The sequence below is a fragment of the Streptomyces sp. CC0208 genome (genome assembly GCF_003443735.1).
Taxonomy (GTDB): Bacteria; Actinomycetota; Actinomycetes; order Streptomycetales; family Streptomycetaceae; genus Streptomyces; species Streptomyces sviceus.
The window spans coordinates 6,782,055-6,800,962 of sequence record NZ_CP031969.1 but is presented as its reverse complement, the minus strand read 5'-3'; the positions used below and the strand labels follow the sequence as shown (position 1 = coordinate 6,800,962).

Annotated in this window: 21 protein-coding genes; 7 read left to right on the top strand and 14 right to left on the bottom strand. The window is 69.3% G+C overall.

Going from position 1 to position 18,908, the window contains the following annotated elements:
• Positions 1-50: 50 nt before the first annotated feature.
• The 4 genes from D1369_RS31225 to D1369_RS31210 all read right to left on the bottom strand — a co-directional run bounded on the left by D1369_RS31225 (position 51) and on the right by D1369_RS31210 (position 2,622).
• Complete coding sequence (locus tag D1369_RS31225; protein WP_118082732.1) at positions 51-1,052, bottom strand: CU044_5270 family protein; 1,002 nt, start codon at positions 1,050-1,052, stop codon at positions 51-53.
• A gap of 2 nt (positions 1,053-1,054) precedes the next feature.
• The gene (locus D1369_RS31220) at positions 1,055-1,660 is read right to left on the bottom strand and encodes a sigma-70 family RNA polymerase sigma factor (protein WP_118082731.1); all 606 of its coding nucleotides are present in this window, start codon (positions 1,658-1,660) and stop codon (positions 1,055-1,057) included.
• A gap of 93 nt (positions 1,661-1,753) precedes the next feature.
• Positions 1,754-2,302 carry a TetR family transcriptional regulator gene (locus tag D1369_RS31215; RefSeq protein ID WP_037899549.1) on the bottom strand — a complete coding sequence of 183 codons (549 nt, stop codon included), beginning with the start codon at positions 2,300-2,302 and terminating at the stop codon, positions 1,754-1,756.
• Complete coding sequence (locus D1369_RS31210) at positions 2,302-2,622, bottom strand: multidrug efflux SMR transporter (RefSeq protein ID WP_007381210.1); 321 nt, start codon at positions 2,620-2,622, stop codon at positions 2,302-2,304. The genes D1369_RS31215 and D1369_RS31210 overlap by 1 nt, the downstream gene beginning before the upstream one ends.
• 265 nt (positions 2,623-2,887) lie before the next feature.
• On the opposite strand from D1369_RS31210, the gene D1369_RS31205 reads away from it, so the two are divergent.
• From D1369_RS31205 to D1369_RS43160, 3 genes are all read left to right on the top strand, one after another.
• A complete protein-coding gene (locus tag D1369_RS31205) occupies positions 2,888-3,706 on the top strand; it encodes an AbfB domain-containing protein (RefSeq protein ID WP_037899551.1) in 819 nt (272 codons plus the stop codon).
• Between the two features lie 337 nt (positions 3,707-4,043).
• The gene (locus D1369_RS31200; protein WP_158680117.1) at positions 4,044-6,590 is read left to right on the top strand and encodes a tetratricopeptide repeat protein; all 2,547 of its coding nucleotides are present in this window, start codon (positions 4,044-4,046) and stop codon (positions 6,588-6,590) included.
• 140 nt (positions 6,591-6,730) lie between these two features.
• Positions 6,731-6,880 carry a hypothetical protein gene (locus tag D1369_RS43160; protein ID WP_007381213.1) on the top strand — a complete coding sequence of 50 codons (150 nt, stop codon included), beginning with the start codon at positions 6,731-6,733 and terminating at the stop codon, positions 6,878-6,880.
• Positions 6,881-6,935: 55 nt separating this feature from the next.
• Here the strand turns inward: D1369_RS43160 and D1369_RS31195 are convergent, their stop codons facing one another.
• The 8 genes from D1369_RS31195 to D1369_RS31160 form a co-directional block, all read right to left on the bottom strand.
• Positions 6,936-7,268 carry a metal-sulfur cluster assembly factor gene (locus tag D1369_RS31195; protein WP_007381214.1) on the bottom strand — a complete coding sequence of 111 codons (333 nt, stop codon included), beginning with the start codon at positions 7,266-7,268 and terminating at the stop codon, positions 6,936-6,938.
• Complete coding sequence (gene sufU / locus D1369_RS31190) at positions 7,265-7,735, bottom strand: Fe-S cluster assembly sulfur transfer protein SufU (RefSeq protein ID WP_007381215.1); 471 nt, start codon at positions 7,733-7,735, stop codon at positions 7,265-7,267. Before sufU ends, D1369_RS31195 begins: the two co-directional genes overlap by 4 nt.
• Positions 7,736-7,752: 17 nt before the next feature.
• Complete coding sequence (locus D1369_RS31185; protein WP_007381216.1) at positions 7,753-9,009, bottom strand: cysteine desulfurase; 1,257 nt, start codon at positions 9,007-9,009, stop codon at positions 7,753-7,755.
• Positions 9,006-9,770: a Fe-S cluster assembly ATPase SufC gene (gene sufC, locus D1369_RS31180; RefSeq protein ID WP_037899553.1), complete on the bottom strand. Its 765-nt coding sequence runs from the start codon at positions 9,768-9,770 to the stop codon at positions 9,006-9,008. Before sufC ends, D1369_RS31185 begins: the two co-directional genes overlap by 4 nt.
• 7 nt (positions 9,771-9,777) lie before the next feature.
• Positions 9,778-10,095 (bottom strand): non-heme iron oxygenase ferredoxin subunit, encoded by a 318-nt coding sequence (locus tag D1369_RS31175; RefSeq protein WP_007381218.1) that lies wholly within the window; start codon positions 10,093-10,095, stop codon positions 9,778-9,780.
• Complete coding sequence (gene sufD / locus D1369_RS31170) at positions 10,095-11,276, bottom strand: Fe-S cluster assembly protein SufD (protein WP_007381219.1); 1,182 nt, start codon at positions 11,274-11,276, stop codon at positions 10,095-10,097. The genes D1369_RS31175 and sufD overlap by 1 nt, the downstream gene beginning before the upstream one ends.
• Before the next feature lie 61 nt (positions 11,277-11,337).
• Positions 11,338-12,759 carry a Fe-S cluster assembly protein SufB gene (gene sufB, locus D1369_RS31165; protein WP_007381220.1) on the bottom strand — a complete coding sequence of 474 codons (1,422 nt, stop codon included), beginning with the start codon at positions 12,757-12,759 and terminating at the stop codon, positions 11,338-11,340.
• Positions 12,756-13,511 carry a metalloregulator ArsR/SmtB family transcription factor gene (locus D1369_RS31160; RefSeq protein WP_007381221.1) on the bottom strand — a complete coding sequence of 252 codons (756 nt, stop codon included), beginning with the start codon at positions 13,509-13,511 and terminating at the stop codon, positions 12,756-12,758. The genes sufB and D1369_RS31160 overlap by 4 nt, the downstream gene beginning before the upstream one ends.
• A gap of 161 nt (positions 13,512-13,672) precedes the next feature.
• Between D1369_RS31160 and D1369_RS31155 the strand changes: the two genes are divergently transcribed.
• From D1369_RS31155 to D1369_RS31140, 4 genes are read left to right on the top strand one after another with little or no spacing between them, the layout of a single operon-like run.
• Entirely contained in the window at positions 13,673-14,530 is an 858-nt protein-coding gene (locus D1369_RS31155; RefSeq protein ID WP_007381222.1) for an AAC(3) family N-acetyltransferase, read from the top strand.
• Positions 14,531-14,540: 10 nt separating this feature from the next.
• Complete coding sequence (locus D1369_RS31150) at positions 14,541-15,464, top strand: ABC transporter ATP-binding protein (protein WP_007381223.1); 924 nt, start codon at positions 14,541-14,543, stop codon at positions 15,462-15,464.
• Between the two features lie 11 nt (positions 15,465-15,475).
• Positions 15,476-16,231, top strand: a complete 756-nt coding sequence (locus D1369_RS31145) for an ABC transporter permease (RefSeq protein ID WP_050789872.1) — start codon at positions 15,476-15,478, stop codon at positions 16,229-16,231.
• A 49-nt stretch (positions 16,232-16,280) separates the two neighbouring features.
• Entirely contained in the window at positions 16,281-17,303 is a 1,023-nt protein-coding gene (locus tag D1369_RS31140) for a COX15/CtaA family protein (RefSeq protein WP_037899554.1), read from the top strand.
• A 26-nt stretch (positions 17,304-17,329) separates the two neighbouring features.
• Here D1369_RS31140 and D1369_RS31135 read toward each other — a convergent pair whose 3' ends face one another.
• Positions 17,330-18,436 carry an amidohydrolase family protein gene (locus tag D1369_RS31135; RefSeq protein WP_007381226.1) on the bottom strand — a complete coding sequence of 369 codons (1,107 nt, stop codon included), beginning with the start codon at positions 18,434-18,436 and terminating at the stop codon, positions 17,330-17,332.
• Positions 18,437-18,540: 104 nt separating this feature from the next.
• Positions 18,541-18,873: a hypothetical protein gene (locus D1369_RS31130; protein WP_007381227.1), complete on the bottom strand. Its 333-nt coding sequence runs from the start codon at positions 18,871-18,873 to the stop codon at positions 18,541-18,543.
• Between the last annotated feature and the right edge of the window lie 35 nt (positions 18,874-18,908).

Sequence of the window (18,908 nt, the reverse complement as noted above, 5' to 3'; positions counted from 1 at the left end):
TGGGCGGCCCGCACTCCCCCGTGGTGCGGGCCGCCCGGTCCGGGGGCGGGTCAGCCGCGTTCCCCCGCCTTGTCGACCACGGCCCTCGCGAGGAGCGAGTTGCCGCCGACCACCTTCTCGCCGACGACCAGGCGCATGCCGACGATCCGGTAGGTCTGCGGATCGATCAGCCACTGGTCCCGCATCGTCGCCCCGCTCTCGGGGTCGGCGGGCCGCGCGTGGTGTTCCAGGGCGATCACCCGGCGCCCGGAAGCGGTCTCGACCAGGTGGTCGACGACCGTCCCGCCCGGCAGGGTCGCCAGCGCCCGGTAGAGCGAGGCCAGCCCCTTGGACGGCAGCACGTCGGCGCCGAGCAGGACACTGATCTCGGTGTAGTCGTCCTCCGCCTGGGACACCCCCTTGGGATCGGCGATGGCGTTCTTCTCGCGCAGCACCTCCAAGGTCGCGGCGCCGTCGGCGGGCAGCGCGGCCAGCACCCGGTACAGCTCGCGCGCCGACCGGTCGTCCCCCTCCCCGCCGTTCTCCAGGTGCATCGTCCTGGTGGTGAGTTCGAGCTTCTCGCCCGTGCGGTCCAGCTCCATCGTGGCCATCGCGGTGCCGTCGTAGCGGATCCAGCTCTCCTGCGGGCCCGCCAGCAGCTTCCTCGCGCCCTCGGCGTGCCGCGCCTGCTCGTCGTACGGCTCCTGCGCCTGCTTGGTGTAGATCCACTGCTGGGCCGTCGGCACCGGACCGTCCGGCTCCGCGGCGACCACGTCGGCGGCCCGCCGCAGGAGGTCGGCCGCGCTCACGCCCTTCAGGGACACCCTGGGAGTGACGGCGGGCTGCACCTTCCGCCCGCCGCCCCCGCCCACCAGCAGGGCCGCGGTCACGGCGACGGCGGTCACCGCGGCCACGACGGCGACGATCACGAACTCCCGGCGCCGCCACGGCGCCCGCCGTCGTTCTCCGGCCCGTGCCGCCTCCAGCAGCCGTGCCCGTCCCGGCGCGAGCCGCGCGCGGTCGGGCACCGGCGCCCCGGCGCGCAGTCCGCGTACCTCGGTCATCTCGTCCATCGCTACGCCACCTCCGCCGCGTCGCTCACGAATGCGGGATCGGCGCCCAGCGCCGTACGAACCTTGCGGCGCGCCCGGTTGAGCCGGGAGCGCACGGTGCCGACCGGGATGTCCAGGGCCTCGGCGACCTCCTGGTAACTGAGATCGGCCCAGGCGACGAGCAGCAGCACGTGCCGGTCTCCGGCCGACAGCGCGGCGAGGGCGCCGGCGAGCGGCCCCTGCGCGGCGATCCTGCTGTCCGTGTCCTCGACCCAGGACTCGCTCCAGGACGTGGCGAGCGGGTCCTGTCCGGTGCGGGCCAGCGCCTTGAGTGCCCGCACCTCGGAACGGCGCTGCTTGCCGATGAGGTTGCCCGCGATGCCGTACAGCCAGGGACGGGCGTTGGGGCGGGCGAGGTCGTAGCGGGAGCGGATGCGGAACGCGACGAGGAAGGTGTCCGACGTGATGTCGTCGGCGGCGCCGTCGCCGAGCCGGCGGGCGGCGTACCGGTGGATGTCCGGCGCGTAGCGGTCGTAGAGCCGGGCGAACAGCTCCGGCTGCTCCAGCGACCGGGCGACGACCTCCGCGTCGTCCTCCGTCCGTGCCGTGGACGGCGGTGGTCCACTCACAAGGCTCCCCCTGGTTCGTCGGTGTGTGCGTGACACCCCCTGTTGCCCGCTGGACGGCGGAGAGTTCACGGACTGCGCGAAAACCTCAGCACCTCACCTGCGCCCCGCCGGGATCACCCGCCCGAAAACCTCTCGCGCATACCCCTCGTCGTACGGCGCCCCCGTCAGCAGCACCTGGAGGCAGATCCCGTCCATCAGCGCGACCAGTGCCCGTGCCGTGACCGGGTCCGTGCGGTGGGCGAGGCGTTCGGCGAGGTCGTCGGCCCATTCGGCGGCGACGGGGCGCAGGGCGGGGCGGCGCAGAGCGGCGAGGTAGAGCTCGTACTCCAGCTCGACGCCGGTGCGGTCGCCGCCGAGCCAGTCGCCGAGGACGCGGGCGAGGCCGGCGGGCAGGTCACCGCCGGGGTCGTCCAGGGCGCCGTGCGCGGCGACCGCCTTGGCGAAGCCCTCGCTGGCCTGGCACAGCGCGGCGACCATCAGCTCGTCGAGGCTCTTGAAGTGGTACGTCGTCGATCCGAGCGGTACGTCGGCCTCGGCGGCGGCGCTGCGGTGACTGAGCCCCGCGAGCCCCTTCCGCCCCACCACCCGGATGGCCGCGTCGATGATCCGCTGCCGGCGCTCGGGGTCGTGCCGCCGGGGCATCAGTGTGCCCCGCCCAGGTTCAGGACCACGACGCCCACGATGATCAGCGCGATCCCGGCGGCCTTGGCGGGTGTCAACGCCTCACCGAGGAAGACCATCCCGATGGTGACGATGGCCGCGGTGCCCACTCCGGCCCAGATCGCGTAGGCGGTGCCGACCGACACCGACTTCAGCGTCTGGGCGAGCAGCGCGAAGGAGAGGACGTACCCGAGGACGGTCAGCAGCGAGGGCCCGAGCCGGCTGAAGCCCTCGGTGTACTTCATGGCCGTGGTCGCTCCGACCTCGGCGGCGATGGCTCCGGCGAGCAGCAGGTATCCCATGTGTACGAGCGTACATAACGACGGGGCGAGGGGCCGTACCGGACAAGCGGGTGCAGAGGTGATCACAACACCCCTCCCGTCGCCCCGACGAGGCGCGCCTGAGAGCCCGCTGAGCGCGGAATGTGGAAACCAGCCGGTTCAAAGGGCTGCTCGGGACCGCTGGCAACCACTAGTGTTCCCCCGGAACCACTTGTGTTTCACCTTTCACACACCGCGTCACCACAGCAGCCGCACGTCGCCTCGCGCCGCGCCGGAGGAACAGCGCATGCCCGAAGACAAGTCCCGGCCGCCCCAGGACCGCCCCTGGGAGAACGGCTGGACGTTGGACACCTCCCGTACACCCGGCACCAGGCGTCTCTATCTCGCCGGGGCGCTGGCGGTGGCCACGATCGTCGCCTGCGTCGCGGCGATAGCCGCCACCGACAAGGAAGGTGACGACTCGTCAAAAACCGCGCGGGACGAGGGAGGTCTGATCTCCTTCTCCTCGCAGCCCGCGACGACCACCGCGCCGCAGGGCGACAGCGGCCTCTCGTCGGTGTCCCCCTCTCCCCGGGGCCCCCGGCAGCAGGGCACCGGCCCCACCGTCGCGGTCTCGGAGACTCCGAAGCCGCCCAAGCCCAAGCCCACCGCCTCGAAGGGCAGTTCGTCGAAGCCGAAGCCCTCCGTGACCTACCGTTCGGTGCGCTCGGTCAACTTCCCCGACCGCTTCTGGCACGTGGACGACGGCTATGTGGGACTGGACCCGGTCAGCGGCTCGGAGTCCCGCGAGGACGCCACCTTCAAGCAGGTCAAGGGCCTGGCGAACGCCTCCTGTTACTCCTTCGCCACCCATGACGGAAAGTACCTGCGCCACCGCAGCTTCGTCCTGCGGGCCGACCGCAACGACGGCTCGTCGCTGTTCAGGCAGGACGCCACGTTCTGCCCCCGGGAAGCCGCCTACACCAGCGCGACGATGCTGGAGTCGGCGAACTACCCCGGCTACTTCCTGCGCCACAAGAACTTCGTGGTCCGTCTGGAACGCTTCGAGTACAGCTCGCAGTTCCTGTCGGACTCGTCGTTCCAGCTGGTGGCAGGATTGGACTGAAGCTGTCGGGGGGCATATGGCGAGGGAACCGAAGTACCCAGAGTTCGGTGCGGCAGTGCGGAGCCACATTTCTGACTCCGGACTCACGCTCGACCGTATCGACGAAGCCTCGCGGAAGTCTCGGCGCATACGCCTGACTCGGACGACGCTGAGCAGCTGGCAGACCGGGCAGAGTCGGCCGCAGAGTTGGACGGCGCTGGAAAGCCTCCTCATCATCGTCAGTCAGCTGTCCGGCCTCTCTTGGAACCAAAAGAGATGGCAGGGTCTCTACAGAGGCACAACGGCAGAGCTGTCCATGCCCTCATCATCGGCCCAGCCCAACCCCTCACACACCCTCGTGCGTGACGCCGATCCCGTCCTGCTGGGCGTACGCCAGGCACGTAAGTCGGCAGAGCACGGTCCCGTGCCGCCCTATGTCGAAAGAGACGCCGACCACGAGATCGATACGGCCCTCGAAGTGGCAACGGTCGGCGGCGGTCTGGTCCTGATCAGAGGGGATTCGACCGCAGGCAAGTCCCGTGCGGCGTTCGAAGCGATGTCCCGTGCGCTGTCCGACCGGCGGTTGCTGATCCCCGGGCGCGGCATGTCGCTGGACGCCTGCGTCGAAGAAGCCCGCGCCCTGTACCGCCGAGGTCATCAGTACGTGGTGTGGCTGGACGACCTTGAGCACTACCTGGGCCCGTCCCTGCTCGATCAGGTCGTCCTGCGTGAGCTGGTCCGTCTGCGAGCCGTCCTCCTCGCCACCATGCGGCTGTCGGAGTACGACCGTCGCACGCCTCAGCTGACTGGAACAGCGAAGGGGGACGACGCCTATTCCCGGATCGATCTCAGCGACCCGGTACTCAAGGCCGCGCACATCATCGACCTGCGACGCAGATGGAGCGACGCCGAACTCGCCCGCACCGAGACTCAGACCGATCCGCGGCTCCTCGAAGCGCTGCGCCACCACAAGCGATACGGCATCGCCGAATACGTCTCCGCGGGCCCACCTCTGTGGGACCGCTGGCACAACGCCCGCTATCTGGGCGGAAATCCGCGTGGACACGCCCTGGTGTCAACGGCCGTCGACTTGGCCCGCTGCGGGCTCGTCCCGGTATCCACCGAGCTGATCACCTCGCTGCATTCCGGCTATCTCGCAGACGAGGAAAGCGCCATGCTCTCGCCGGAGCCTCTGGAAGAGGCTATGGCATGGGCCTGCCAGGACCCTCTCGGGGCGAGCCGACTTCTGATGCCCGCCGGACAGGACCTGTGGCGGCCCTTCGACTACCTGGTCGACACTCTGTCCCAGTTGCCCGACGCGCCTCCCGTTCCCGATGCCGTCCGCGAGGCCGCCGTGGAGCACGCGAGGTCTGTCCAGGAGCGCTACGGCGTGGGTGTCTCCTGTTACCGGGCCGAGCGGATCGATCTGGCGTTGCGCGCCTTCCTGCCGTCCGCCGAAACGGGTCACGTGGACTCCATGCTGTACGTCGGCTCCATCTTCCTGGACCAGAACAGGGAGGCAGAAGCAGAAACCTGGTGGCGTCGGCTGGCAAAGGCGGGCAACGCCCGAGGCATGCTCAACCTGGGAGTTCGGTCCCACCGCAAAGGGCAGCGGAAGAAGGCGGAAAAGTGGTGGCGCCGGGCCTTCGACGCAGGGTTGCCCGACGCCGCGGCCAGGCTGGCCAATGTTCATGAGGACCGCGCCGAGTACGAGGAAGCCGAAAGGCTGTGGCGCATCGCGCTCGACGCGGAGGTCCCGGACGCCTACTTCCGCTTCGGTCTCCTCGCCTACCAGCGAAACGAGTACGAGGAAGCGGAACGGCTCTATTTGGAGGGGGCACGAAGAGGCCACCGCGAGTGCACCACCAACCTGGCCCAGGTGTTCCTCGCACGGGAGGATTACGAGGAGGCGGAGAAGCTCTACCTCATTGCCGCAGAGGCAGGGGATTGCGTGGCCATGCGTGCCCTCGGATTCCTCAATGAATGGCGCGGTCGAATCCATCCGGTGGACGAGGACCCCGAGGAGCGCAGTCGTCGGATCGGTGAGTCCCTGCAGAAGCTCTTCGACGAGGCCGAACGGGAAGGGAAGTGGAACGGGGCGGCCAGGAGCGCCAGGGAGTGGTATCAGCGTGCCTTCGACAGTGGCGACCTGATGTCCTTGCGGGTCCTCGGAAATCTCTATCAACGGCGTGGCAAGTACGGGAAGGCTCACAAGTGCTACCGACGTGCCGCCAAGCTGGGTGACCCCGCGTCCGCCGCCTACTTCAACAAGCCCGTTCTCGCCTATGCCCGGCAGTACGACGTCCCCTTCGACGAAGAGGACGAGTGGGACGAGCCCCCTTGGCAGCCGAGCCCACGCACGCTTCGCGTTCTTGAGGCGGCCTTGGAAATCGAGGCGGACATGGCTGCCGAGGGATTGAAGGAGCTCCAGGACCGACCGATCACGACCTCGGACTGGGCCATCGGCTGCTTCGACGTTCTGCCGGCGCAGACCTGGAACCAGAGCCTGGTCTGGCGGCAACAGATGATCCAGGCTTTCGATGACCTCGCCAAGGACATCAAGGAGGGGCATCAGCCCCGTCCGCGCAGCACGGGTGAGGAGATGGCCCTGCATCTCGCGCTGGAACACGCTGCGGCGATCACAGAGGACAGCCCCGACCTGGCCGAGGAGTTCACCGAAGGGGTCCCCGAACAACCCGACGACTACGACTGGTTCGCCTGCAAGGACCTTCTGTTCGAGGACCACGACGTGCTGATGCTGTACGAGCCGTGGATGGAGGGGATCGAGGACCCTGAGAACACCGTGAACCAGCACATGGACATGGCGAACCTCCATCCCGATGACTGGTTCAAACCGTTCCGGAGTCAGGACGCCCGCGATCCCGACCGGGATTTCCGGTACTGAACCGGACCGGTCCGGATATCCCGTCCACCCTTCGTGACCTGCGAGGACCGTAGTCCAAGCGCGGTTGTCACAGGCGGGACGGCACCTGGTGGAGATTCGATCACCCGGTCCGCACATCCGGTTCCGTCGAAAGGCTCACCGTGTCCCTGCCCGAGGTGCTCCTCCTGCTGCTCCTCCCCCTGGTCTGCGTGATCTCCCTGCTCGTGGCCTTCCTCGCCGCGCTCCGCGGCCTGCACGGGAATCAGCGGCTCAGCGCCTTTCGGACGTTCGTCCGTGCGCTGCACCGCTGAACGGAGCGAGGCCCCCGGAACTTCTCCGGGGGCCTCGACGGGGTCGCTCGGCTGCTCAGACGTTGAACCCGAGCGCCCGAAGCTGCTCGCGCCCGTCGTCCGTGATCTTGTCCGGCCCCCACGGCGGCATCCACACCCAGTTGATGCGGAGTTCGCTGACGAGGCCGTCCGTGGCGGACTTGGCCTGGTCCTCGATGACGTCCGTCAGCGGGCAGGCCGCCGAGGTCAGGGTCATGTCGAGGGTCGCGATGTTCGCGTCGTCGACGTGGATGCCGTAGATCAGGCCGAGGTTGACGACGTCGATGCCCAGCTCGGGGTCGACGACGTCGTACAGCGCCTCGCGGATCTCTTCCTCCGAGGCCGGCTTCATCTCAACGGTCTCGCTCATGCCGTCTTCCTTTCGGCGTCGGCTCCGGCGTCCAGCGCCTGGGCCGTCGCGTCCTTCCATGCCATCCAGCTGAGGAGGGCGCACTTGACCCGGGCCGGGTACTTGGAGACACCGGCGAACGCGACCGCGTCCTCCAGCACCTCCTCCATCGCGTCGTCGGGCTCGATCCTGCCCTTCGACTGCATCAGCTCCAGGAAGGTCTCCTGGATCCGCCGCGCGTCCGCCAGGTCCTTGCCCACCAGCAGATCGTTCAGGACGGACGCGCTGGCCTGGCTGATCGAGCAGCCCTGGCCCTCGTAGGAGACGTCCTCGATCCTCGTGCCGTCGTACTTCACGCGGAGGGTGATCTCGTCGCCGCACGTCGGGTTCACGTGGTGCACCTCGGCGTCGCCATCCCTGAGACCACGCCCGTGCGGGTGCTTGTAGTGGTCCAGGATGACTTCCTGGTACATCGAGTCCAGCTTCATGCGATAGCCCGTTCCCGTCAGCCGAAGAAGTTCCGTACGTGCTCCAGCCCTTCGATCAGTGCGTCGATCTCGGCGGGAGTGGAGTACAGATAGAACGACGCTCGCGTGGTCGCGGGAATTCCGTACCGCAGGCAGACCGGCCGCGCGCAGTGGTGGCCGACCCGGACCGCGATGCCCTGCTCGTCGAGGACCTGGCCCACGTCGTGCGGGTGGATGTCACCGAGCGTGAAGGAGATCGCCGCGCCCCGGTCCTCGGCCGTGGTCGGGCCGATGATCCTGAGGTCCGGCACCTGAGTCAGGCGCTGGACCGCGTACTCGGTCAGCGCGTGCTCGTGGGCAAGGATCTTGTCCATGCCGATCGCCTGGAGATAGTCGATGGCCGCGCCCAGACCGACCGCCTGCGCGACCGGGGGGGTACCCGCCTCGAACTTGTGCGGCGCCGGGGCGTACGTCGACGAGTGCATCGACACGGTCTCGATCATCTCGCCGCCGCCGAGGAACGGGGGCAGGTCCTCCAGGAGCTCCTGCCGTCCCCACAGGACGCCGATGCCCGTCGGGCCGCACATCTTGTGGCCGGTGAAAGCCACGAAGTCGGCCTGGAGCGCCTGCACGTCCACCGGCATGTGCGGGGCGGCCTGGGAGGCGTCGATGCAGACCAGCGCGCCGACTTCCTGCGCGCGGCGGACGATCGCCTCGACCGGGTTGACCGTGCCCAGGATGTTGGAGACCAGCACGAAGGAGACGATCTTCGTCTTCTCGGTGATGATCTCGTCGATGTTGGACAGGTCGAGGCGGCCGTCGTCGGTCAGCCCGAACCACTTCAGCTTCGCGCCCGTGCGCTGCGCCAGCAGCTGCCACGGCACGATGTTGGAGTGGTGCTCCATCTCCGTGATGACGATCTCGGTCTCGGAGTCCACGCGGTAGGGCTCGTCGGCCCAGCCCAGCATGTTCGCCACGAGGTTGAGCGACTCGGAGGCGTTCTTGGTGAAGATCACCTCGTTGCGCGAGGGCGCGTTGATGAACTCGGCGACCTTGTCGCGCGCGCCCTCGTACAGCGCCGTGGCCTCCTCGGCGAGCACATGCACACCGCGGTGGACGTTGGCGTTGTAGCGCTCGTAGTACTCGCTCAGGGCGTCCAGTACCTGGCGCGGCTTCTGCGAGGTCGCCGCGTTGTCCAGGTAGACGAGCTTCCGGTCGTCGTGGACCAGGCGGTCCAGGATCGGGAAGTCCTTGCGGATCGCCTCGGTGTCGAGGAGGCCCGGCAGCTGTGTCACGCGGATACGCCACCCTTCGTGTATGCCTCGTAGCCCTCGTTCTCCAGCTTGTCGGCCAGCTCGGCGCCGCCGGACTCGACGATCCGGCCGCCGGAGAAGACGTGGACGAAGTCGGGCTTGATGTAGCGCAGGATGCGCGTGTAGTGCGTGATCAGCAGGGTGCCGACCTCGCCGGTCTCGCGGACACGGTTCACGCCCTCGGAGACGACGCGAAGGGCGTCGACGTCGAGGCCGGAGTCGGTCTCGTCGAGGATCGCGATCTTCGGCTTGAGCAGTTCGAGCTGGAGGATCTCGTGGCGCTTCTTCTCACCGCCGGAGAAGCCCTCGTTGACGTTGCGCTCGGCGAAGGAGGAGTCCATGTGGAGGCGCTCCATGGCCTCCTTGACCTCCTTCACCCAGGTGCGCAGCTTGGGGGCCTCGCCGCGGATGGCGGTGGCGGAGGTACGGAGGAAGTTCGACACGGACACACCCGGGACCTCGACCGGGTACTGCATCGCGAGGAACAGGCCGGCGCGGGCGCGCTCGTCGACCTCCATCTCCAGGACGTCCTCACCGTCGAGGGTGACGGTGCCGCCGGTGATGGTGTACTTCGGGTGACCCGCGAGGGAGTAGGCGAGCGTCGACTTGCCGGAGCCGTTGGGGCCCATGATGGCGTGCGTCTCGCCCTGCTTCACGGTGAGGTCGACACCCTTGAGGATTTCCTTCGTGCCGTTCTCGACCTCGACGGTGACGTGCAGGTCTCGGATTTCAAGCGTTGCCATGGGTGCCTCAGGACTCCTGGGAAAGGGAGACGAGCACATCGTCCCCTTCGATCTTTACGGGGTATACGGGGACGGGGCGCGTCGCGGGAAGGCCGGACGGTTTGCCGGTGCGCAGGTCGAAGCTGGAGCCGTGCAGCCAGCACTCGATCTGGCAGTCCTCCACCTCGCCCTCGGAGAGCGAGACGTTGGCGTGGGAGCAGATGTCGTGGATGGCGAACACCTCTCCCTCGGTCTGTACGACCGAGACCGGCGTGCCGTCGAGTTCCACCCGCTTCGGGGTGTTCTCCTCCAGCTCGCTCAGCCCGCAGGCGCGTAGGAAGGCCATCAGACGGTGGCCTCCAGCTCCTCGTCGATCTTCGTGAGAAGGCGCTCCTCGATGTCGTCGACACCGATCTGCTGGACCAGCTCGGCGAAGAAGCCACGGACCACCAGGCGCCGGGCCTCGTCGGCCGGGATGCCACGGGCCATCAGGTAGAAGAGCTGCTCGTCGTCGAAGCGGCCGGTCGCCGAGGCGTGACCGGCGCCGACGATCTCGCCGGTCTCGATCTCCAGGTTCGGCACCGAGTCGACCCGCGCGCCGTCGGTGAGGACGAGGTTGCGGTTCATCTCGTAGGTGTCCGTGCCCTCGGCCTTGGCCTCGATGAGCACGTCACCGATCCACACCGCGTGGGCGCCCTCGCCCTGGAGCGCGCCCTTGTAGGCGACGTTCGACTTGCAGTGCGGGGTGTTGTGGTCGACGAGGAGGCGGTGCTCCTGGTGCTGGCCGGCGTCGGTGAAGTACAGGCCGAACAGCTCGGCCTCACCGCCGGGGCCGGCGTAGGCGACGCGCGGGTGCAGACGGACGAGGTCGCCGCCGAAGGTGACCACGAACGACTTGAAGGTGGCGTCCCGGCCGATCAGCGCGTTGTGCTGGGCCACGTGCACGGCCTTGTCGTCCCAGTCCTGGACGGAGACGACGGTCAGCTTGGCGCCGTCGCCCAGGATGTAGTCGACGTTGGCGGCGAGCACCGCGTCACCGGTGTGGTCGATGACGACGACGGCCTCGGCGAAGGCGCCCAGCTCGATCACCTGGTGGCCGAAGCGGACCCCGCCCTCGCCGTGCACGGCGATACGGATCGGCTCGGTGAGCACCGTCTCCTTGGGGACGGTGACCACGCCGGCCTTCTCGAACGCCGAGTACGCCTGGGCGGCGATGCGGTCCACCGGGGTGCCGGCCTTGCCGAGCCGGGCGTCGTCGCGGCCGACGGTCTCGATCACGACCCCCTCGGGGGCCTCGATGTCGACCTTCACGCCGTCGCCGGTGGCGACCGCGGTGCCGTCGTGCAGCCCGCGCAGGCGCTCCAGCGGGGTGAACCGCCACTCCTCCTCGCGGCCGTGCGGGACCGGGAAGTCCGCCACGTCGAAGGACGGGGGCGCGCTCATGCGCGTGGCGACGGTCGACTCGGCGGCCACCGCGATCTGGCCGGCGGTCGTGCTGCCCACCGGGATGTTCTGAGCCTCAGCCATGGCTGTCGGTCTGCTCTCTTCCTACGTCAGGTTTCGCTAGCTGCTTGCGGGGAGACCGGTCTTAACCGACCGCGCCTTCCATCTGCAGCTCGATCAGCCGGTTGAGCTCGAGGGCGTACTCCATGGGCAGCTCCTTCGCGATGGGCTCGACGAAGCCGCGCACGATCATGGCCATCGCCTCGAACTCGGTCAGACCACGGCTCATCAGGTAGAAGAGCTGGTCCTCGGAGACCTTGGAGACGGTCGCCTCGTGGCCCATGGACACGTCGTCCTCGCGGACGTCCACGTACGGGTACGTGTCGGAGCGGGAGATGGTGTCGACGAGCAGCGCGTCGCACAGCACGTTCGACTTGGAGCCGTGGGCGCCCTCGCCGATCTCGACGAGACCGCGGTAGGACGTACGACCGCCGCCGCGCGCCACCGACTTGGAGACGATGTTGGAGGAGGTGTTCGGCGCCATGTGGACCATCTTGGAGCCGGCGTCCTGGTGCTGGCCCTCGCCCGCGAAGGCGATGGACAGGGTCTCGCCCTTGGCGTGCTCGCCCATCAGGTAGACGGCCGGGTACTTCATCGTCACCTTGGAGCCGATGTTGCCGTCGATCCACTCCATGGTCGCGCCCTCGTACGCCACGGCGCGCTTGGTGACCAGGTTGTAGACGTTGTTCGACCAGTTCTGGATGGTCGTGTAACGGCAGCGGGCGTTCTTCTTGACGATGATCTCGACGACCGCGGAGTGCAGCGAGTCCGACTTGTAGATCGGAGCCGTACAGCCCTCGACGTAGTGCACGTAGGCACCCTCGTCGACGATGATCAGGGTCCGCTCGAACTGGCCCATGTTCTCCGTGTTGATACGGAAGTAGGCCTGGAGCGGGATCTCCACGTGCACGCCCGGCGGCACGTAGATGAAGGAGCCGCCCGACCACACCGCGGTGTTCAGAGACGCGAACTTGTTGTCGCCGACCGGGATGACGGTGCCGAAGTACTCCTTGAAGAGCTCCGGGTGCTCCTTGAGAGCGGTGTCGGTGTCGAGGAAGATGACGCCCTGCTCCTCCAGGTCCTCACGGATCTGGTGGTAGACGACCTCGGACTCGTACTGGGCCGCGACACCGGCGACGAGGCGCTGCTTCTCCGCCTCGGGGATGCCGAGCTTGTCGTACGTGTTCTTGATGTCCTCGGGCAGGTCCTCCCAGGACTCCGCCTGCTTCTCCGTGGACCGCACGAAGTACTTGATGTTGTCGAAGTCGATGCCGGAGAGGTCCGAGCCCCAGTTCGGCATGGGCTTCTTGTCGAAGAGGCGCAGCCCCTTGAGACGGAGCTTGGTCATCCACTCCGGCTCGCTCTTCTTCGCGGAGATGTCGCGGACGACGTCCTCGTTGATGCCGCGCTTCGCAGAGGCGCCGGCCGTGTCGGAGTCGGCCCAGCCGTATTCGTACTTACCCAGGCCCTCGAGTTCGGGGTGGGCAGTCTCCGTGGGGAGAGTCATGCGGGGTTCCTCCCGGCCGTGCTTGCGGATGCGATATCAGTGGTGTGATCAGTGCTGTGGGAAATCTTGGGGATGAACGTCGTGCAGACGCCGTCGCCGTGCGCGATGGTCGCCAGTCGCTGGACGTGGGTTCCGAGCAGCTGGGAGAAGATCTCCGTCTCCGCCTCACAGAGCTGCGGGAACTTCTCCGCGACATGGGCCACCGGGCAGTGGTGCTGGCAGAGCTGCTCGCCGACCGGTGCGCTCCGCGCCGTAGCAGCGTACCCGTCCGCGCTCAGGGCCTTGGCCAGGGCTTCGGTGCGCTCCTCGGGGGCGGCGGACTCGACGGCCTGGCGGTATCCCTCGGCCTGTGCGGCGATCCTCGCGCGTGCGAAGGCGACGACCGCCTCGTCCCCGCCGAAGCGCTCCTGGATCCAGCGCAGGGCGTCCGCGGCGAGCTTGTCGTACGACTGGTCGAAGGCGTCCCGGCCGCAGTCGGTCAGCGCGAAGACCTTGGCGGGACGGCCACGCGTCCGCGCGCCGTACACCCGCTGCTCCCGCGCCTCCACGACCTCGTCGGCCGCCAAGGCGTCCAGATGACGTCGTACGGCCGCATGGGTGAGGCCCAGTCGGCCGGCCAGTTCGGCGACGGTCGACGGGCCGTGGTCCAGGATGGATCGCGCGACGCGGTTGCGGGTGGACCGCTCACCGGTCGCGAGCTCCTCCTGAGGGGCCCCCGTGGGGGTCTCCCGAGCCTCGCCGACGTTTTTCACAACGCCATTGTTGCGTAATTCCTCAGGGCCGGGCAACCCGCGTCCGCTCCGACGGACGGTGCCCTGCATCACTTAGGCACCCCTAACCTGACCTGGGGAAACGATCATTGACCGATCAAACCGGTGGCGCCCGGCGGCCTCGTCGGGGACACTCCCGAACCATGCCGATACCGCCTCCCACCGGCCCACTTGTCACTCGCGACACCCTCGCAGGACAACTGCGCGAGCTGGGTGTCAGACGCGGCGAGATCCTGCTCGTGCACGCCTCGCTCAGCTCTCTGGGCTGGGTCTGCGGAGGCGCGGTCGCGGTGGTCCAGGGACTTCTGGACGCCCTCGGCCCGGACGGCACCCTCGTGGTCCCCACCCAGACCGGCGACCTCTCGGACCCGGCGGTGTGGAGCAACCCCCCGGTGCCCGAGGAGTGGTGGGACACGATCCGGGCGAGCATGCCCGCGTACGACCCTCTCGTGACGCCCTCGCGCGGGGTCGGCGTGATCCCGGAGACCGTGCGCACCTGGCCCGGCGCCCTGCGCAGCGCGCACCCGCAGACCTCGTTCGCGGCGATCGGCCCCCGCGCGCGTGACGTCGTGGACGGCCACGCCCCCGACTGCCGCCTCGGCGAGCACAGCCCGCTGGCGCGCCTGGAGGCCCTCCAGGCGCGCGTGCTGCTCCTCGGCGCGGGCTACGACACCTGCACGAGCTTCCATCTCGCCGAGTACCGCATCCCGACCCCGCTGGTGAACGTCGGCCGCCCGGGGCCGGACGGGTGGGAGGTGGTCACGGAGGTCTCGATCACCTCGGACCGCTTCGACGAACTGGGGCACGACTTCGAGCGCGACCAGGCCGCCGTCGTACGGGGAAGGGTGGGCGCGGCCGACGTCCGGCTGTTCCCGGTGGCGGACGCCGTGCGGTACGCGCAGCGCTGGCTGGCGCTGCACCGGTCGCGGGACGACACCCCGAAGAGCGCGCTGGGTGGAGATCCTGCACCCGCCCGTCTGCGGCGCGGGCGGCGAACCTAGACTCGGGCCCATGCGAAGTGAGCCCGTGGTCCAGGTCCACGCCCTGGTGAAGCGGTACGGCACGAAGACCGCCGTGGACGGCCTCGACCTGGTGACCCGGGCGGGCGTGACCGCCGTACTCGGGCCCAACGGCGCCGGCAAGACGACGACGGTGGAGACCTGCGAGGGATACCGCAAGCCGGACTCCGGCACGGTACGGGTCCTGGGCCTCGACCCGGTGCGGCAGGCCCGTGAGCTGCACCCGAGGATCGGCGTGATGCTCCAGTCCGGGGGCGTGTACTCGGGCGCCCGGGCCGACGAGATGCTGCGGCACATGGCGAGTCTGCACGCGCACCCGCTCGACGTGGACGCGCTGATCGAGCGCCTGGGCCTGGAGAGCTGCGGCAGGACGACGTACCGCAGGCTGTCGGGCGGCCAGCAGCAGCGCCTTGCGCTCGCCATGGCCGTCGTGGGGCGTCCGGAACTGGTGTTCCTGGACGAGCCGACCGCCGGCCTCGACCCGCAGGCCCGCCGCGCGACCTGGGACCTGGTCCGTGACCTGCGCGCGGACGGCGTCTCGGTCGTCCTCACCACGCACTACATGGACGAGGCCGAGCAGCTCGCCGACGACGTGGCGATCATCGACGGCGGCCGGGTCATCGCCCAGGGCAGCCCCGAGGAGCTGTGCCGGGGCGGCGCCGAGAACACCCTGCGCTTCGCCGGCCGCCCCGGGCTCGACGTGGGTTCCCTGCTCAAGGCGCTCCCGGCGGACTGCTCGGCGGCCGAACTGACCCCCGGCTCCTACCGGGTCGTGGGCAAGGTCGATCCGCAACTGCTGGCGACGGTGACGTCCTGGTGCGCCCAGCACGGCGTGATGCCGGAGAAGATCTCGGTGGAACGGCACACCCTGGAAGACGTGTTTCTGGAGCTGACCGGCAAGGAGCTGCGCGCGTGACGGCCACCGGCATGTACACCCCGAAGCCGGGCGCGGCGCCCCTGGGACGCATGATCGCGACCCAGGCGGTCCTGGAGACGAAGATGCTCCTGCGCAACGGTGAGCAGCTCCTGCTGACGGTGGTGATCCCGACCCTCGTACTGGTCCTGTTCAGCTCGGTGGACATCATCGACACGGACGAGGGCAAGGCGGTGGACTTCCTCACCCCCGGCGTCCTGGCCCTCGCGGTCATGTCGACGGCCTTCACGGGCCAGGCGATCGCGACCGGCTTCGAGCGCCGCTACGGCGTCCTGAAGCGCCTGGCCTCCTCCCCGCTCCCCCGCTGGGGCCTGATGACGGCGAAGACGGCATCGGTCCTGGTGACGGAGGTCCTCCAGGTGATCCTCCTGACGGTGATCGCCTTCGCGCTGGGCTGGTCCCCGCACGGCAACCCCTTCGCCGTCCTCCTGCTCCTGATCCTCGGCACGGCGGCCTTCTCGGGCCTCGGGCTCCTCATGGCCGGCACCCTGAAGGCGGAAGCCACCCTGGCCGCGGCCAACCTGGTCTTCCTGCTGCTGCTGGTCGCCGGCGGAGTGATGGTCCCGCTGTCCAAGTTCCCTGCCGGAGCCCAGGACGTCCTGAGCCTGCTGCCGATCACGGCGCTGTCGGACGGCCTGCGGGACGTGCTGCAGCACGGGGCCGGGATGCCCTGGGGCGACCTGGGGATCCTGGCGGTGTGGGCGGTGGCCGGTCTGGCCGTGGCGGGATGCTTCTTCCGCTGGGAGTAGTGCGGGAGGAGGGGCCCTCGTGAACGCGTGCACAAGCGGCCCCCCTACGATGGAACGCGTGCCGAACCTGACCCGCGCCGACGCCGTAGCGGCCGTCCGCAACCCGCTCGCCTTCATCGCCGCACGCTGGACCCCGACTCCCCGGACGGTTCAGCGGGCGGCTCTGTCCGCTCTCGTCATGGCGGTGGTCATCGTGGTCACCGGCGGGGCGGTGCGGCTGACCGGGTCGGGACTCGGGTGCCCGACCTGGCCCAAGTGCACGGACGACTCGCTGACCGCGACCAGCGCCATGGGTTTCCACGGCGCCATCGAGTTCGGCAACCGGATGCTCACCTACGTGCTGTGCGCGGCCGTCGGCTGGGCCATCATTGCGGCCCGCAGCGAGAAGCCCCGCCGCCGCAGCCTCACCCGGCTGGGCTGGGCGCAGTTCTGGATCGTGATGAGCAACGCGATCCTCGGCGGCATCGTCGTCCTCGTGGGTCTGAACCCGTACACCGTCGCGGCCCACTTCGTGGCGACGACGGCCCTGATCACGGTCGCCGCGGTGATGTGGCAGCGCACCCGCGAGGGCGACACGGCACCTCGCCCACTGGTGGGCAAGCCGGTGCAGCAGCTGGTGTGGTTCATGGTCGCGGCCGCCGCCCTGCTGATCCTCGTCGGCACGGTCGTGACCGGCGCCGGACCGCACGCCGGTGACTCCAGCGAGGTCGAGCGGATGCCGCTGGACTGGGAGACAGTGGCCAAGGCGCACGCGGTCCTGGCCTGGATCGTGGTGTCACTGACCTTCGCCCTGTGGTTCATCCTCAAGGCGGTCGACGCCCCCAAGGGCCCCCTGCACCGCACCCGCGACCTCTTCCTGGTCCTGCTCTCCCAGGGCGTCATCGGCTACGTCCAGTACTTCACCGACCTGCCCGAGTTCCTGGTCGGCCTGCACATGCTCGGCTCGGCCCTGGTGTGGATCGGCGTCCTGCGCGTCCTGCTGGCCCTACGGGAGCGGTCCGAGGGCGAGACGCCCGAGCTGCCCGCGCAGTCGTACGCCACCACCAGCTCGTCGATCACCGGACCCAGGTAGCTCCGAGCGGGCCGGTCCCGTACCGGTCACTCCAGCCCGTACACCCTGCGCGCGTTCCCGGCCGCGATCAGTCCCGCCACCCGCTGCGCGTCCGCCAGCGACCAGGCCCCCTCGGTGACCCAGCCGCCGAGCACCCGGGCCAGGGCCTCGCGGAACAGCCGGGCGCCCACCACATGCAATTCGGGCAGGCTGTGGGCCCCGCTGGAGAAGACGATCTTGCCGAAGGGGGCCAGTTCCAGGATCTCCGCGAGGACGGTCGCCGCGCGGGCCCCGGTGCGGACGAGGGCGGCGCCGGAGTCGGCGTAGACGTGCGGGAAGACACCGGCGAGATGGGCGGCGTGCCGGTGGTAGGGGTAGCTGTGCAGCAGGACGAGGTCGGTGCCGAGACCGGCGGTGGCCCGGACGAAGTCGGTGAGCAGGACGGGGTCCGTGCGGTCGATGCGCAGGCCCGGCTCGCCGAGCCCGGCGTGCAGTTGGAGGGGCAGGCCCGAGGCGGCGGCGATCCACAGCAGGTGCCGTAGGAGCACGGGATCGGACAGTTCGCCGCCCACCCGGCGGCGCGCCAGCCACCGCCCTGCCGCGCCCCGCACCTCTCCCGGCCCCGGCGGTTCGGGCGCGAGTGCGAGTCCGTGCCGTACGCCCGCCACCGAGGTGAAGGCGACCGCGTTCGCGGCGGCTCCGTGCACCGACTCGGCGAGGTTGGCGAGGAAGGACTCGACGGTGCCGGAGGTGTCGGCGACCTGTTCGGCGAGGAGTTCCAGGCGCACGATCTCGCGGGCCTCGGCGTCCGCGGCGGAGGCCAGCTCGGTGGGCCCGGTGAGGTCGCCGGGCAGTCCGGTGTCGACCAGGTAGGTCGTGATCCCGCTGCCCCGCAGCAGCCTGCGGCCCGCTTCCAGTACGCCGAGTTCCCGGCGCCGGGCCAGGTAGCGGGCGGGCGGACAGTGCGGTTCCAGACCGAGCAGGGGCGGGCACCAGCGTCGTACGGCGAACCCCGTCTGGGTGTCGAACAGCGTGGTCCCCGGGGCGGGCGGGCCCTCGGTGCGGGCCAGCTGGGTCTCGAAGGTGCCGAGACCCAGCTCGGTCCTCAGTACGCCGTGGCAGTACTGGTCCACGAGGGACGGCGTTTCGATCATCCGGGCTCCCCGTGCTTGGACCGTGTCGCTGCTCACAGGTCCTAACGGGTGAACCGGGCATCAGGTGTTGCTGTCACACACCCCGTGCGAAGCGCCGAGCGATCTCATCCGTTCGAGGGACCGCCGACCTGGATGCCCGCCATCCGGCTCCACTCGTACGGCCCCGTCCTGACCTTGGCGGCGAACTCGCCGTCGAACGCCTCGTGAACGGTGATGCCGGACTTCTCGACGGCCTTCTGGGCCGTCTCGTGCGAGGGCGCCACCAGGTCGCCCCAGCCGCCGTCCTCGCCCACGAGGACGATCCGGGTGCCGCGCTCGCCGATGTTGGCGAGCTGGCCCTCGGCGCCACCGTGCTTCTTGGAGAAGGCGCTGATCTGCTTGGCGAGCCGGGCGACCTTGCGCGCGGCCTTCGCGTCAACCTGCTGCGTGTCTGCCATGACCAGGATGCTACCGACGAGTAAAGGCGACGGCG

Bases quoted from the DNA above. Each gene is read 5' to 3' on its own strand.
- D1369_RS31140 (WP_037899554.1), top strand. From the start codon at position 16,281: ATGGAACGCGTGCCGAACCTGACCCGCGCCGACGCCGTAGCGGCCGTC.
- D1369_RS31225 (WP_118082732.1), bottom strand. From the start codon at position 1,052: ATGGACGAGATGACCGAGGTACGCGGACTGCGCGCCGGGGCGCCGGTG.
- D1369_RS31210 (WP_007381210.1), bottom strand. From the start codon at position 2,622: ATGGGATACCTGCTGCTCGCCGGAGCCATCGCCGCCGAGGTCGGAGCG.
- D1369_RS31195 (WP_007381214.1), bottom strand. From the start codon at position 7,268: ATGAGCGAGACCGTTGAGATGAAGCCGGCCTCGGAGGAAGAGATCCGC.
- sufD (WP_007381219.1), bottom strand. From the start codon at position 11,276: ATGGCTGAGGCTCAGAACATCCCGGTGGGCAGCACGACCGCCGGCCAG.
- D1369_RS31215 (WP_037899549.1), bottom strand. From the start codon at position 2,302: ATGCCCCGGCGGCACGACCCCGAGCGCCGGCAGCGGATCATCGACGCG.
- D1369_RS31175 (WP_007381218.1), bottom strand. From the start codon at position 10,095: ATGGCCTTCCTACGCGCCTGCGGGCTGAGCGAGCTGGAGGAGAACACC.
- D1369_RS31150 (WP_007381223.1), top strand. From the start codon at position 14,541: ATGCGAAGTGAGCCCGTGGTCCAGGTCCACGCCCTGGTGAAGCGGTAC.
- D1369_RS31155 (WP_007381222.1), top strand. From the start codon at position 13,673: ATGCCGATACCGCCTCCCACCGGCCCACTTGTCACTCGCGACACCCTC.
- D1369_RS31130 (WP_007381227.1), bottom strand. From the start codon at position 18,873: ATGGCAGACACGCAGCAGGTTGACGCGAAGGCCGCGCGCAAGGTCGCC.
- D1369_RS31135 (WP_007381226.1), bottom strand. From the start codon at position 18,436: ATGATCGAAACGCCGTCCCTCGTGGACCAGTACTGCCACGGCGTACTG.
- D1369_RS31205 (WP_037899551.1), top strand. From the start codon at position 2,888: ATGCCCGAAGACAAGTCCCGGCCGCCCCAGGACCGCCCCTGGGAGAAC.
- sufC (WP_037899553.1), bottom strand. From the start codon at position 9,770: ATGGCAACGCTTGAAATCCGAGACCTGCACGTCACCGTCGAGGTCGAG.
- sufU (WP_007381215.1), bottom strand. From the start codon at position 7,735: ATGAAGCTGGACTCGATGTACCAGGAAGTCATCCTGGACCACTACAAG.
- sufB (WP_007381220.1), bottom strand. From the start codon at position 12,759: ATGACTCTCCCCACGGAGACTGCCCACCCCGAACTCGAGGGCCTGGGT.
- D1369_RS31145 (WP_050789872.1), top strand. From the start codon at position 15,476: ATGTACACCCCGAAGCCGGGCGCGGCGCCCCTGGGACGCATGATCGCG.